The organism is Mesorhizobium sp. WSM2240 (assembly GCF_040438645.1).
GTDB lineage: Bacteria > Pseudomonadota > Alphaproteobacteria > Rhizobiales > Rhizobiaceae > Allomesorhizobium.
This window is the reverse complement of record NZ_CP159253.1, coordinates 4020053-4033004: the sequence shown is the minus strand read 5'-3', so window position 1 is coordinate 4033004 and position 12952 is coordinate 4020053. Positions and strand designations below refer to the sequence as shown.

Here is a 12952-nt window from a genome sequence, read left to right as displayed (position 1 = left end):
GCCTGGTCGGATCGTCAGGTGTTAAACTTGAACAGCATGACGTCGCCGTCCTGCACGACATATTCCTTGCCCTCGTCGCGCGCCTTGCCGGCTTCCTTCGCCGCCACTTCGCCGCCGAGCGTCACGAAATCATTATAGGCGATGGTCTGCGCGCGGATGAAGCCGCGTTCGAAATCGGTGTGAATGACTCCGGCCGCCTGTGGCGCCTTGGCGCCCTTGTGGACGGTCCAGGCGCGCGTCTCCTTCGGCCCCACAGTGAAGAAGGTGATGAGTTGCAGCAACTCGTAGCCGGCGCGGATGAGCTTATCCAAGCCCGGCTCCTCCAGGCCGAGATCGGCCAGGAATTCCTTGGCTTCATCGTCGGCGAGTTGCGCCACTTCGGCTTCAATCGCCGCCGAAATGACGACGGCGCGCGCGCCCTGGCCGGCTGCCATTTTCTCGACAGCGCGGGTATGCTCGTTGCCCGTTGCGGCATCCGCCTCGGATACGTTGCAGACATAGAGGACCGGGTGCGAGGTAAGGAGATTGAGGCCTTGCAGGATGGCCAGATCCTCGGCCGCGATCCCGTCGAGCAGGATGCGCGTGGGCTTGCCGTCCTGCAGCAGCGCCAAAGCCTGCTCCATCATCGGCAGCACGGTCAGCGCTTCCTTGTCCTTGCCGCTGGCGCGCTTGCGGAACTGGACGATGCGGCGCTCAAGGCTTTCGAGGTCGGCAAGCATCAGTTCGGTCTCTACCGTCTCGGCGTCGGCGACAGGATCGATCCTGCCCTCGACATGGGTGATGTCGTCATCCTCGAAACAGCGCAGCACATGCACGATTGCATCGACCTCGCGGATGTTGGCGAGGAACTGGTTTCCGAGGCCTTCGCCCTTGGAAGCGCCGCGCACCAGACCGGCAATGTCGACGAAGGAAATGCGGGTCGGGATGATCTCCTTCGATTTGCCGGCGGCAGCGAGCTTCTGCAGGCGGGGATCGGGCACCGCGACCTCGCCGGTGTTGGGCTCAATGGTGCAGAACGGATAATTGGCCGCCTGCGCGGCGGCCGTCCGCGTCAATGCGTTGAAAAGCGTCGATTTGCCGACATTGGGCAAGCCAACGATGCCACATTTGAAACCCATGGTTTGACGTCCTAGCGGGATGAGAAGATTTGATCAGGGCTATGGGCGAAAGGGTTGACGATCGTCAACCCTTGGATTGTTCGGATTCGTTATCGGCGCGCTCTGCTGATGCGATGGCATCTTCAAGCGCAAAGCGCTCGATCATCGGAGCGCCGACACGGGCAACTACTTCTTGCTGCCGAAGAGCTTTCTCAGCATCGCGGCCATCGGCCCTGTATCTGGAGCCTTCACGGAGGGGGCCTGCTGCCGCGCCTGGCGTATATGGCTTTGTTGTTTCGGGGCAGGGCGGTCCGGCTCCGGCTTCGCCTTGTCGCCGCCGGCAGCGGCAAGGCTGACTTTGTTCATGAAACTCGAATCGTCGCGTTTGACCAGGAGTTCGGCACTGCCCGCGATTGCGTCAAGCAGCGGCTCCAGCCACACCTTGTCGGATTTGGCGAAGTCGCCCAGTACGTGCGGTGAAACCAGTTCCTTGACGCCGGGATGGCCGATGCCGATGCGCACGCGGCGGTAGTCCTTGCCGATATGTTGGTCGAGCGAGCGGATGCCGTTGTGCCCTCCGGCGCCGCCGCCGACCTTCACGCGCACCTTGCCGGCCGCCAGATCGAGTTCATCATAGAATACCGTGAGATCGGCCGGTGTCAGTTTGTAGAACCGCATCGCCTCTCCGACGGATTGGCCGGACAGGTTCATGAATGTCTGGGGCTTGATGAGGATGACTCTTTCGCCGCCGAGATTTCCTTCGGCGACAAGGCCATGGAACTTTTTCGACCAGGGCGAAAAATCATGGCGGCGGGCGATCGCGTCCGCCGCCATGAAGCCGACATTGTGCCGGTGATTGGCGTATTTCGCACCCGGATTGCCAAGACCAGCAAAGAGACGCACGGCTTCGGCCTCCGGATTGCGAGATTATTCCTCTTCGGCCGCTTCTTCTTCTTCGGCTTCGGGGGCCGCCTCTTCGGCGGCTTCCGGCTTCATGGCCGAGGAACTTGCGACGGTCGCGATGGTGAAGTCGCGATCGGAGATGACCGGCTTGATGCCTGCCGGCAACTTGACCGCCGAAATGTGGATCGAATCGCCAATATCGGTGCCGGTGAGATCGACCGTGATGGAATCGGGGATCGCATTGGCCGGGCAGTGGAATTCGACTTCGTGGCGCACGATGTTCAGCACGCCGCCGCGCTTGATGCCGGGCGACTTCTCTTCATTGATGAAGTGGACCGGCACGTTGACGTTGACCTCGGTGTCCTTGCCGATGCGCAGGAAATCCACATGCATCGGGAAGTCGCGGACGGGGTCGAGCTGATAGTCCTTGGGCAGGACCTGGACCTTCTTGCCGCCGACGTCGATCGTGGCGATGGTGGTCAGAAAGCCGCCGCCATGAATCTTGTAATAGATGTCCTTATAAGACAGGGCGATCGCCAGGGGAGGCTGCTTGTCGCCGTAGATGACTGCAGGCACTTTGCCGTTGCGGCGAACTTCACGGGCGGACCCCTTACCGACCTGTTCGCGTGCTTCGGCCTTGAGCTCGTAAGTGTCGTGGCTCATGGCATTTCCTTTCGGGTTTACTGGAGCGTCTGCGGCGGGCGCTTGCCCGGTCCCCAAACGTCGAAAGCCGCCGGATGAGGCGGCCTTCCGCCGCGTTGCCTCCAAGGGTGTCTACGCGGGTGGCGGCTCTATAGCCGAAGGCGTTCCGGAGCGCAAGTTGTGTAGAATTCCGGCCTCTGTTCGGACCAACGAAAAAATTTATCGGACGACGGGAACCTTCTTGGAGGCTGCGCGTTTCAAGCCGCTGACGTTTGTTGTTGAAGCTTCAACGTGGGCACGGACCGGCGGTCGCGACCCCAAGCCCCCCGCCCAGCGATCGTCGGTCCATTCCCCCCAATTTCCCTGAAATTGCAGCCTTCGCGCACCGAAGTCGTGCTTGCCGTATAAGGCCTGACAATCTGCGAAGTTACGGCTTCGGCCGCTTCTTCTTGGCTTTCTTTGGCGGAGGTGCGCCGGTCGAAGCCTCCGGCCGTGGCTTGCTCTTCGGTTTGAACTTGCCCTTTTTCGTGCTGTTCCACGAAGGTGGCGCGGCTTCGTTGGAAGGCTCGGTTCTGAACGGGGCCTTGCCATCGAGACGTTGAATGGTGACGCCCTTTTCGCCCGTTCCGTTTTCCCTGACCGCCGCCCAGAAGCTTTCCGCCTTGTCGCCGGAGATCTCGAACTGGCTTTCGGTATCGAGAATCTTGATCGAGCCGACGGCGCGTTTGGTGACGTGGCCGGCCTTGCAGATCATCGGCAGAAGCCAGCGCGGCTCGGCGCGATGCTTGCGGCCCACCGAGATGCGAAACCACACGCCGTTTGTGAAATCGCTTCGGTCCCGTGGCGCGCTTTCCGGGCGAGGCTCGCGCTGACCCCGCTCGACGAAGCTCGAAGGTGCGTCGAGGAGTTCTTCCGGGGCAGGGCGTGCCGCTAATTGAAGGCGGAGATAGGCTGCGGCGATATGCTCGGCGCTGTGGGCGTTCATCAGTTCCCTGACGAATGCGATCTCGTCGTCGCCCGGCGTCACCGCTAGGGCCGGGTCTTCGAGAATGCGCTCCTTGTTGTGCCTTTCGATATCGCTCGCGCTCGGCGCGGGAACGGTCCGTGCCGTGAGCTTGGCAAGTTTCAGCACGCGCGCCGCGGCATTGCGCCGATGATAGGGCACGATCAGCGTGCAGGTGCCCTTGCGGCCGGCGCGACCGGTGCGCCCGCTGCGATGCAGAAGCGTGTCGGGATTGGTCGGCATGTCGGCATGGATGACAAGATCGAGATTGGGCAGGTCGATGCCGCGGGCGGCGACGTCGGTCGCGACGCAAACGCGGGCGCGCCCGTCGCGCATCGATTGCAGCGCGTTGGTGCGCTCGGCCTGGCTGAGTTCGCCCGACAGCGCCACGACAGGAAAGCCGCGATTGCCAAGACGGCTTGCCAGATGCTTCACCGCCTCGCGGGTATGGCAAAAGATGATGGTGTTCTGTGAATCGAAAAACAGCAGCGTGTTGATGATGGCGTTTTCGCGGTCGGCCGGCGCTACCAGGATCTGCTGGTATTCGATGTCGCTATGCTGGCTGCTTTCGCCCGTGGCCGTGATCCGCAGCGCATCGCGCTGGAAGCGCTTTGCCAACTGCGCGATCGGATTGGGAACCGTGGCGGAAAACATCAGCGTCCGCCGCTCGTCGGGCGCGGCGGCGAGAATGAATTCGAGATCGTCGCGGAAACCCAGATCGAGCATCTCGTCGGCCTCGTCGAGCACGACGGCGCGGAGTTCCGAAATATCGAGCGAACCGCGCGTGATGTGGTCGCGTAGTCGACCGGGTGTGCCGACCACGATATGCGCGCCATCGGCCAGCGCCCGGCGCTCGGTGCGCATATCCATGCCGCCGACGCAGGAGCCGATGCGCGCTCCCGTCTCGCGATAGAGCCACTCGAATTCGCGGCGCACCTGCATGGCGAGTTCGCGCGTCGGTGCAACGATCAGCGCCAGCGGCAGACCGGCCGGACCAAATCGCGGCGAGCCGGCCAGAAGCGTAGGCGCGATCGCGATGCCGAACGCTACCGTCTTGCCCGAGCCGGTCTGCGCCGAGACGAGCAGGTCGGCGCTTTGTGCTTCCGCGCCGAGCATTGCGCTTTGCACGGGTGTCAGCCTGTCGTAGCCACGGGCCGCGAGCGCAGCCTTCAGCGGCGGCGCCATCGTGTCGAAATCGGTCATGGAACGAACTTTCATCGCAAGTGTCGCGGCGGCTCAAATTGGAGCAGGGTGCGCAATCAGACAGTCAAGGCCCCTCCCTAAAGAGTTGGGCAGGGACCGGCAAGGCCGCCAGCGAGGGGTGCGGCTATAACGTTCGCCTTTAAAACGCCCATTGAACATGCTCACCGGCGGAGCTAAGGTCCTGATATCGGGGGCATGGGTGGACTCCCCGCTGAGGCTTCGGCCCAAGTTCCGCCTTCGCTTGTTTATGCGGAGGAAAACCATGCCTCGAAGAATCTCGGCCCAGGAACTTGTTGCGTTGACCGGCACCAGCCGGCTTCCTCATATCGTCGACGTGAGGCGCCAAAGCGTTTTCACGAATGCCGGCAGGCGTATCGCCGGCGCGGTCTGGCGCGACCATCTGAGGACCGCCGAATGGCTTCCAGATTTTGCCGACGGCCGCCGGATCGTCGTCTACTGCATTCACGGTCACAATGTCAGCGAACTTGCCGCCTCACGGCTGGCGGCGGACGGCGCAGATGTCGCGATGTTGGAGGGCGGCATGGAAGCCTATGAGGAGGCCGGCGGCGTCATGGTTACGCGTAGTGGGCCGGGCGTGGACGTCGCTGTCGGCCCGAGCGTCTGGGTGACCAGGGAAAGGCCGAAGATCGATCGCATTGCCTGTCCGTGGCTGGTCCGCCGCTTCATCGATCCGTTTGCGGTGTTCCATTTCGTGGCAGCGGAATGGGTCAAGGATGTCGCCGAAGAGATCGGCGGGATTCCCTACGACGTAAAGGATGTGCACTATTCGCATCGGGGCGCGGAGTGCACGTTCGATACGCTAATTTCCGAGTTCGGCCTGACCGATTCTGCCTTGCAAGGATCGTTCGCGGGGCCGATACGGCAAGCCTTGATCTGGAGCCGCAGGCAGCCGGGCTTCTGGCGATCTCGCTCGGGCTTTCGGCGGTCGAACCGGACGATTTGGCGCAATTGGAAAAGGGCATGTTGATCTATGACGCGCTCTATGGCTGGTGTCGCCATGCCACGCGGGAAACGCACAATTGGCCGATGAAGGCGGCGTAGAATGGATATTCAAGCACGCCGGCACGCCGGCCCGTCATTTTCGGAAGCAACGAAAACTTTCGCCAAGATCGGCCTTCTGTCGTTTGGCGGGCCGGCCGGGCAGATCGCGCTGATGCATCGCATTCTCGTCGACGAGAAACGCTGGCTGGACGAGCCGCGCTTCCTGCATGCGCTGAACTACTGCATGCTGCTGCCCGGCCCCGAGGCCATGCAATTGGCGACCTATGCCGGCTGGCTCCTTCACGGGGTGCGGGGCGGACTTGTCGCCGGCCTGCTTTTCGTCCTGCCCGGCGCGGTCGTCATTGCGCTTCTCTCCGCGCTTTACCTGACCGTCGGCGACGTGCCCCTGGTGCAGGGTATGCTGTTCGGATTGAAGGCGGCGGTGCTAGCCGTGGTGCTGGAAGCGCTGATCAAGGTCTCGAAACGTGCGCTCAAGAATTGGACAATGGTGGCGCTGGCCGTAGCGGCCTTCATTGCAATCGCGTTTCTGAAACTGCCGTTTCCGCTGATCATTGCAGCCGCCGCGCTGATCGGCGTCTTCCTCGACAAAGCGGGCGCCCTGGCCGAGGCCAATGCAAAAACCGCGGCCAGCGAACTGCATATGCGAATCGAAATGCCGGAGTGGGCGCGGCCGAACTGGAGGAGGTTCCTCGCCACTCTCGCGGTTTGGCTGGCGATCTGGTTCGTCCCGCTGTTCGCGCTCCACGCAGCCCTCGGCAGCGCCAACGTCTTTGCCGTCGAAGCTTCGTTTTTCTCGACAATGGCGACCGTCACCTTTGGAGGCGCCTACGCGGTGCTGGCCTATGTGGCGCAGCAGGCGGTGGAGGTTTACGGCTGGCTTCGGCCGGACGAAATGCTGACCGGCCTCGGGCTCGCGGAGACCACGCCTGGTCCGTTGATCCTGGTGCTGGTGTTTGTCGGCTTTCTGGGCGGCGCCCGTCTCTCCGGCCTCGATGCTCTGACCGGCGGCGTACTGGGCGCGGCGGTAACGCTGTGGTTCACCTTCGTGCCGTGTTTTTTGTGGATTTTCGTCGGTGCGCCCTATGTCGAAACGGTGCGCAATGTGCGCTGGCTTGCCAGCGCACTGTCGGCCGTCACCGCCGCAGTCGTCGGCATCATCGCCAATCTCGCAGTCTGGTTCGCGCTGCATGTGCTTTTTGCACATGTGGGCGAATGGGTAATCGGGCCGTTTGTTCTGCCGAAGCCTGATCTCGCCACGATCGACCTGGCGGCGGCGGCCATAGCCATTGCTGCCGGCATCGCGCTCATCCGCTATCACCGGAACATGATCGCCGTACTCGTCGCGGCCGCGTTGGCCGGAATGATCTGGACGCTGGTATAGGTCTCAGTCGAACAGGCTCGAGACCGATTCCTCGGTGGCCGTCCGGGAGATCGCTTCGCCGATGAGATCGGCGATGGATACGACGCGGATGTTGTGTGCCGCCTCTATTGCGGAGGTCGGCTGGATCGAATCCGTGATAACCAGTTCCTGGAGCTTCGATGCCGCAATGCGGGCGGCAGCGCCGCCGGACAGTACGGCGTGGGTGATGTAGGCGGTGACACTGGTGGCGCCGTTGGCGAGAAGTGCGTCGGCGGCGTTGCACAGCGTGCCGCCGGAATCGACGATATCGTCGATCAGCAGGCAATCCTTGCCGCGAACATCGCCGATGACGTTCATCACTTCCGACTCGCCTGGGCGTTCGCGGCGCTTGTCGACGATCGCCAACTGCGCATCGATGCGCTTGGCAAGCGCACGGGCGCGAACCACGCCGCCGACATCCGGCGAGACGACCATGACGTTGGCGAGCTGCTTGTACTTGGCCTTGACGTCGCGCGCCATCACCGGGACTGCGAACAGATTGTCGGTCGGGATGTCGAAAAAGCCCTGGATCTGGCCGGCGTGCAGATCGAGTGTCAGCACGCGGTCGACGCCGGCGCGGGTGATCATGTTCGCGACCAGCTTCGCCGAGATCGGCGTGCGGCCGGAGGCTCGGCGATCCTGCCGCGCATAGCCGAAATACGGAATGACGGCGGTGATGCGGCGCGCCGATGAGCGCATGAACGCGTCGATCATGATGAGAAGTTCCATCAGATGATCGTTGGTCGGGAACGAGGTCGACTGCAGGATGAAGACATCCTCGCCGCGGACATTCTCCTGGATCTCGACGAAAATTTCCTGGTCGGCGAAGCGCCGCACGCTGGCTTTGCCGATCGGTACATTGAGATAGCGGGCGACCGCTTCGGCCAGCACCCGGTTGGAATTGCCCGCGAAGAGTTTCATACACCGTTCCTGGTAGGAATATGAGGCGGCTTTTAGCGGCCCTCGCTGCTATTGCAAGCGCCGGGATGCGTTTTCGGCCGACAATCCATAGAATTGGTTGATCGCATTCCTGTGATCAGCCGGTGCGCGCCGAAAGCCATGTGACCAACTGGTCTATTGTCGCATCGGCGATTGTCTGCATGGTTGACGAGGAAACAGACGACCAGCCGTCACCGCCGCTGGATGGCGCTTTTTGCTGCCCGGTGATGCGATGAACCCGGTTTCCGGCGGGATCGTAGACATCCCAGACATAGATGACGGTGGTTTCCTTACCCTCGGCAAGCGGCGTGAAATAGCCTTTCAGCACATGCGTTGTCGCTGGGTCGTTGCTGCGGGCGAGCATGACGCCGCGCTCGCGGGCACGGGTGGACAGCCGCTCGGATAGCGCCGTCGCGGCCTCGACGGAGGTGCCGACGATCGGAGCGAACTGGATGCGGGCATTAGTCGTGACCGCGGCGTTCTGGGTTGGCGTCGCCGATGCGCCCGGCGTGGCCGTGGTGGCCGGCTGCAACGGAGCGGCGTCGCCCTGGGCAGGCGGCTGCGCGGCGATGGCGGAAGGCTCCAGGACGTCCTGGGTGCTGGTGCAAGCCGACAATGCGGCAGCCGCGAGCAATGACACGGCCATTAACGGCAAACGTCTCATTCTCCCGAACCTCTCTGCGCCCCTCGCGCCAAGCGGAAATCCCTTTCGCATTCCGGATTCACTTCACGATCAAGTCGAGATCATGGCGCGAAAGCGGCCTTGGCTGCGAATCCGTCGTCAGATAGGTGCGGCCGAGCGTCATCGCTGTCTCGGTCTCAGAGTCCATTATGATCATATGGGCAAACAGCGTCATGTTCGGCGCTATTGGCTCCGGGTTGCCCTGGTAGAACATCGGCATATCCATCCATGACGGCGTGAAGCGCGCGCCCAGTGAATAGCCGCAGGCGTTGAGCCGGTGCTTCGTCAGGCCGTGCGCCTCCAGCGTCCGCGCATGCGCGTCGAAAACGTCGCCGAAGGTATTGCCCGGTGTCATCGCCTTCTCGACGGCCATGAGCGCGTCACGCGAGGCGTCGAACAGTTCCTGATGTCGCTTCGACACCCGGCCGGTGAGAACCGTGCGCATCATTGCTGCGTGGTAGTGGTGGAACACACCGGCCCATTCGAGCGTCAACTGATCGTTCTTCAGGAGCTTGCGGCGACCGGCTTTGTAGCGGCAGAGCAGCGCATCGGCGCCCGATCCGATGATGAACTCGTTGGCGGGATAATCTCCGCCGCCGGCAAAGATCGCGCTCTGCATTGCGGCCAGTATTGCGCCTTCGTCTGCGCCCTGCTTGATCAATCCCAGGGCCGCATCGAATGCGTCGTCGGCGAGATTGGCCGCCTTTTCCGCCTTCCTGATTTCGGCCGGACTCTTGAACAGGCGCAGGCGCTGGACGATGCCGGAGGCATCGGCGATCTGGCCGAATGTCTGCAATTGCTCGTCGAGCCGGCGGCCGTTGAAGGCGGTTAGGCCGTGGGTGTCGTATTCCACGCCGATGCGCGCGCCCAGGAGGTCCAGTTCGTTCAGCAGATTGCGCAGGTCGAGCGCCGGATTGGCGTCGGCGCGGTCGGTCCAAACGACGATGTTTTCGATCGTGGATGTGTGACGCGCCTGGCGCAGGTCGGCCGACCGGGTCAGGAGCACCATCGAGCCGTCCGCCTTCAGAACGAGGCATTGGAAGAAGCAGAAGCCGAACGTGTCGTAACCAGTCAGCCAGTACATGCTTTCCTGCGCGAACAGCAGAATGGCGTCGAGCTTCTTTTCGGCCATCTCGATCATCAGCCGGTCGCGGCGCGCGTCGAATTCCGATCGTTCAAAATGCAGCGCCATCAAATCTCCTCCAGAACGATTGCCGAAATCTGCCTGCCGTAATCGGCCTCCCTACGGTGGGTGGTGCGGCGATAGGAATAGAAAAGGTCCTCCTCGGCATAGGTGCAGCGGTCGAGGCCTTCCGCCGCAACGCCTGCCTTGCGTAGCCGGTCGAGCGTATAGCCGTTGAGGTCGAACATCGAGTGGCCGCCGTTACGAGACGGCCTGAAATATTTTTCGTTATCCCTGTTAGCTTCGGCGAATCGCGCGACGAACTCGGCTCCGACTTCGTAATTGTCGGGTCCGATAGAAGGGCCGAGCACGGCGACGATGCGTTCGCGCATGGCGCCCAATTTCTCCATGGCGTCGACCGTGTTTTCGAGCACTCCGGCGAGCGCCCCCTTCCATCCGGCGTGGGCCGCGCCGATCACACGCGCCTCGGGGTCGGCAAACAGCACCGGCCCGCAATCGGCCGAGGAAGCGCCGAGCGCCAGCCCGGGCCGGTCGGTCACGATAGCGTCGGCCTGCGGCCGCGGGTCGGGAAAGGGGCCGGTGGCGACGATTACGTCCGGCGAATGGACCTGATAGACCGACAGCAGCGAATCCGGCGTGACACCCATCCACTCGGCCACGCGGCGGCGATTTTCCCGCACTCGTGCCGGATCGTCGTTCGAACCAACGCCGATGTTGAGGCCCCGGTAAATGCCTTCAGAAACGCCGCCGACGCGGGTGAAAAAGCCGTGGCGGATGCCTTGTGCTTCCGCCTTTGCAAGCAAAGGTGACCGGAGCGGCTCCGGCTTCGAGTCGGTTATCATGCTCCGCCTTGTTGTCTCCGAAGACCATGGCGTCAAGGCAAATTCGCCCTTGTCCGCCGGTCCGCGCTCCCGTGGCGGGACAGTGGGGCAGGGGATTTGCCGAGTCAATCCGAAGGAACGAAGGGTGGAACGGCAGTCGCGCGCGGCGTGATGGCGAGCACCTTGAACAGGTTTCCCATCTGGTCGGGGCCGGCAAGACGCTCGACCTCGCCGGACAGGCGCTCGCGCGTCGCAAGGCCAGCATCTGCGCCGAGACGCCCGGCGCGCTCAAGCAATCCCATCGCCAGCAGGAAATCGCCCTGGGTCATGATATGAGCGTCAAGACCGCGTTGACGTGCAACTGCGGCAAGAGCGGCAAAATCGACATGTGCGGTCAGGTCTGCGCCGCCAGGGTGGGCGAGCACGTCGTCATATTCGTGCTTTCGGAGAGCCTGCAGCGTGTCGCCGAGTGCAGGCGAGGTGTAGCCATAATCGAAGAACAGGCCGGCTCCGCCATGGCCGGCGATACGCTCGGTTATCGTCTCCATCAGCGCGGTTCGAGCCGGGGAAAGCTCGATGACAGCGCCCTCGGGCGCGCTGTCGGCATCCGGCGGCAGCAGGAACGGATCCGGCGCGCCGGCTCCCGCCACAAAGGTCAGGCCGCCGGCTTCATCAAGACCAACCGCTCGCTCGCGCCATTTGCCGCCGGCACGGACATACTGGCGGATCGGAACGGCGTCGAAGAGTTCGTTGCCGACAATGAGCAGTGGCTGCGGGGCGAGACTGTCGACGGAAGCGTGCCACTGGGCGCCGGCGCCGACCGGTCCGAGCGTCTCCTTCTGGATCTCGACAAGTCTCGGGCTTGTTTCGATCATCGCGAAATCGGCTTCGACTGAGAATCCGGGGCCAAGCCTTGAAAGCGTGCGCAACACATCCTTCATCAGCGTGCCGCGCCCGGGGCCGATCTCCGCAACGGTCACCGGCAATGGCTGCCCGATCGCGTCCCACGCGGCTCGCAGCCATACGCCGACCAGTTCGCCGAACATCTGGCTGATTTCGGGTGCGGTGACGAAATCGCCTTCGACGCCGAACGGCTCGCGATTGGTGTAGTAGCCGTCCTCGGGATCGAACAGGCAGAGCGCCATGTACTCGGCGACGCTGATCGGTCCACTGACCTGGATTAGAGCTGCAATTCGCTCCTTCAGCCGCGTCATGCCGGGCTTGGCGCGGCGGTCCTTTTCGCCCTCGCCATCATCCAGATTCCGGCAATGACCATCGGGGTCGACAACACCATGCCCATGGTCAGCCAGTCGCCGAGCAAATAGCCGATATGCTGGTCCGGCTCGCGGAAAAATTCGACGAAGATGCGCGACGCGCCGTAACCGGCGACGAACGCGCCGGCGACGAAGCCCGGCGTCTTCAGCTTGAGCAGCGAATGGGTGAGCAGGCGCAGCAAAAGGAATAGCAAAAGCCCTTCCAGCGCCGCCTCATAGAGTTGGCTTGGATGGCGCGCCAGCGGTCCGCCATTCGGGAATACAAACGCCCAGGGGACGTCGGTCGGCCTGCCCCAAAGTTCGGAGTTGATGAAGTTGGTGCCGCGAACGAGTCCGAGTGCCACCGGCGCGCCTGCGGCTACGACATCGAACAAGCTCCACACACTGATGCCGCGCGAACGGGCGAACAGGATCATGGCGAGCGTGGTTCCGGCAAAGCCGCCATGAAACGACATGCCGCCCTGCCAGACTGCCAACATATCCAACGGGTTGGCCAGATAACGCGCGAAATCGTAGAACAATATGTAACCGACGCGGCCGCCCACCACCACGCCGATAGCGGCCCACACCAGAAAATCGTCGAGGTCCTCCGGTTTCATCGGCAACTCGCCACCGGCCCAAAGCCGGGAATTGGTCACCAGCCGCTTGGCGTACCAGTAAGCGAAGAGGATGCCGACGATATAGGCGAGGCCATACCAATGAATAGCCAAGGGTCCGATCTGGACGATGACCGGATCAATGTTCGGAAATGGCAGCGCAGCAAGCGGCAGGAGCAGATAATCGGTCAAACGGAACTCCGGACTGGAGGTAATTTGCGCGGAG

Annotated in this window: 11 protein-coding genes and 1 pseudogene; 2 read left to right on the top strand and 10 right to left on the bottom strand. The window is 62.8% G+C overall.

The window, feature by feature from the left end; all coding sequences use genetic code 11:
* Window positions 1-14 precede the first annotated feature (14 nt).
* The 4 genes from ychF to ABVK50_RS19895 all read right to left on the bottom strand — a co-directional run bounded on the left by ychF (window position 15) and on the right by ABVK50_RS19895 (window position 4848).
* Window positions 15-1118 (bottom strand): redox-regulated ATPase YchF, encoded by a 1104-nt coding sequence (gene ychF, locus ABVK50_RS19910; protein ID WP_353644937.1) that lies wholly within the window; start codon window positions 1116-1118, stop codon window positions 15-17.
* 165 nt (window positions 1119-1283) lie between these two features.
* Window positions 1284-2000 carry an aminoacyl-tRNA hydrolase gene (gene pth / locus ABVK50_RS19905; protein ID WP_353644938.1) on the bottom strand — a complete coding sequence of 239 codons (717 nt, stop codon included), beginning with the start codon at window positions 1998-2000 and terminating at the stop codon, window positions 1284-1286.
* Window positions 2001-2024: 24 nt separating this feature from the next.
* Window positions 2025-2663, bottom strand: coding sequence for a 50S ribosomal protein L25/general stress protein Ctc (locus ABVK50_RS19900; protein ID WP_353644939.1), 639 nt, complete (start codon window positions 2661-2663; stop codon window positions 2025-2027).
* Between the two features lie 406 nt (window positions 2664-3069).
* On the bottom strand, window positions 3070-4848 hold the full coding sequence (locus ABVK50_RS19895; protein WP_353644940.1) for a DEAD/DEAH box helicase: 1779 nt from the start codon (window positions 4846-4848) through the stop codon (window positions 3070-3072).
* 262 nt (window positions 4849-5110) lie between these two features.
* On the opposite strand from ABVK50_RS19895, the pseudogene ABVK50_RS19890 reads away from it, so the two are divergent.
* Together ABVK50_RS19890 and chrA are read left to right on the top strand one after the other, a co-directional pair.
* Window positions 5111-5910 (top strand): annotated as a pseudogene (locus ABVK50_RS19890) (chromate resistance protein ChrB domain-containing protein).
* 1 nt (window position 5911) lies between these two features.
* The gene (gene chrA, locus ABVK50_RS19885; protein WP_353644941.1) at window positions 5912-7252 is read left to right on the top strand and encodes a chromate efflux transporter; all 1341 of its coding nucleotides are present in this window, start codon (window positions 5912-5914) and stop codon (window positions 7250-7252) included.
* 3 nt (window positions 7253-7255) lie between these two features.
* Here chrA and ABVK50_RS19880 read toward each other — a convergent pair whose 3' ends face one another.
* From ABVK50_RS19880 to lgt, 6 genes are all read right to left on the bottom strand, one after another.
* The gene (locus ABVK50_RS19880; RefSeq protein ID WP_353644942.1) at window positions 7256-8191 is read right to left on the bottom strand and encodes a ribose-phosphate pyrophosphokinase; all 936 of its coding nucleotides are present in this window, start codon (window positions 8189-8191) and stop codon (window positions 7256-7258) included.
* Window positions 8192-8306: 115 nt separating this feature from the next.
* Complete coding sequence (locus tag ABVK50_RS19875) at window positions 8307-8855, bottom strand: hypothetical protein (protein WP_353644943.1); 549 nt, start codon at window positions 8853-8855, stop codon at window positions 8307-8309.
* A gap of 76 nt (window positions 8856-8931) precedes the next feature.
* The gene (locus tag ABVK50_RS19870; RefSeq protein WP_353644944.1) at window positions 8932-10083 is read right to left on the bottom strand and encodes a Xaa-Pro peptidase family protein; all 1152 of its coding nucleotides are present in this window, start codon (window positions 10081-10083) and stop codon (window positions 8932-8934) included.
* Entirely contained in the window at window positions 10083-10877 is a 795-nt protein-coding gene (pgeF, locus tag ABVK50_RS19865) for a peptidoglycan editing factor PgeF (protein WP_353644945.1), read from the bottom strand. The genes ABVK50_RS19870 and pgeF overlap by 1 nt, the downstream gene beginning before the upstream one ends.
* Window positions 10878-10981: 104 nt before the next feature.
* On the bottom strand, window positions 10982-12070 hold the full coding sequence (locus ABVK50_RS19860; RefSeq protein ID WP_353644946.1) for a class I SAM-dependent methyltransferase: 1089 nt from the start codon (window positions 12068-12070) through the stop codon (window positions 10982-10984).
* Window positions 12067-12918, bottom strand: a complete 852-nt coding sequence (gene lgt, locus ABVK50_RS19855) for a prolipoprotein diacylglyceryl transferase (RefSeq protein WP_353644947.1) — start codon at window positions 12916-12918, stop codon at window positions 12067-12069. Before lgt ends, ABVK50_RS19860 begins: the two co-directional genes overlap by 4 nt.
* Between the last annotated feature and the right edge of the window lie 34 nt (window positions 12919-12952).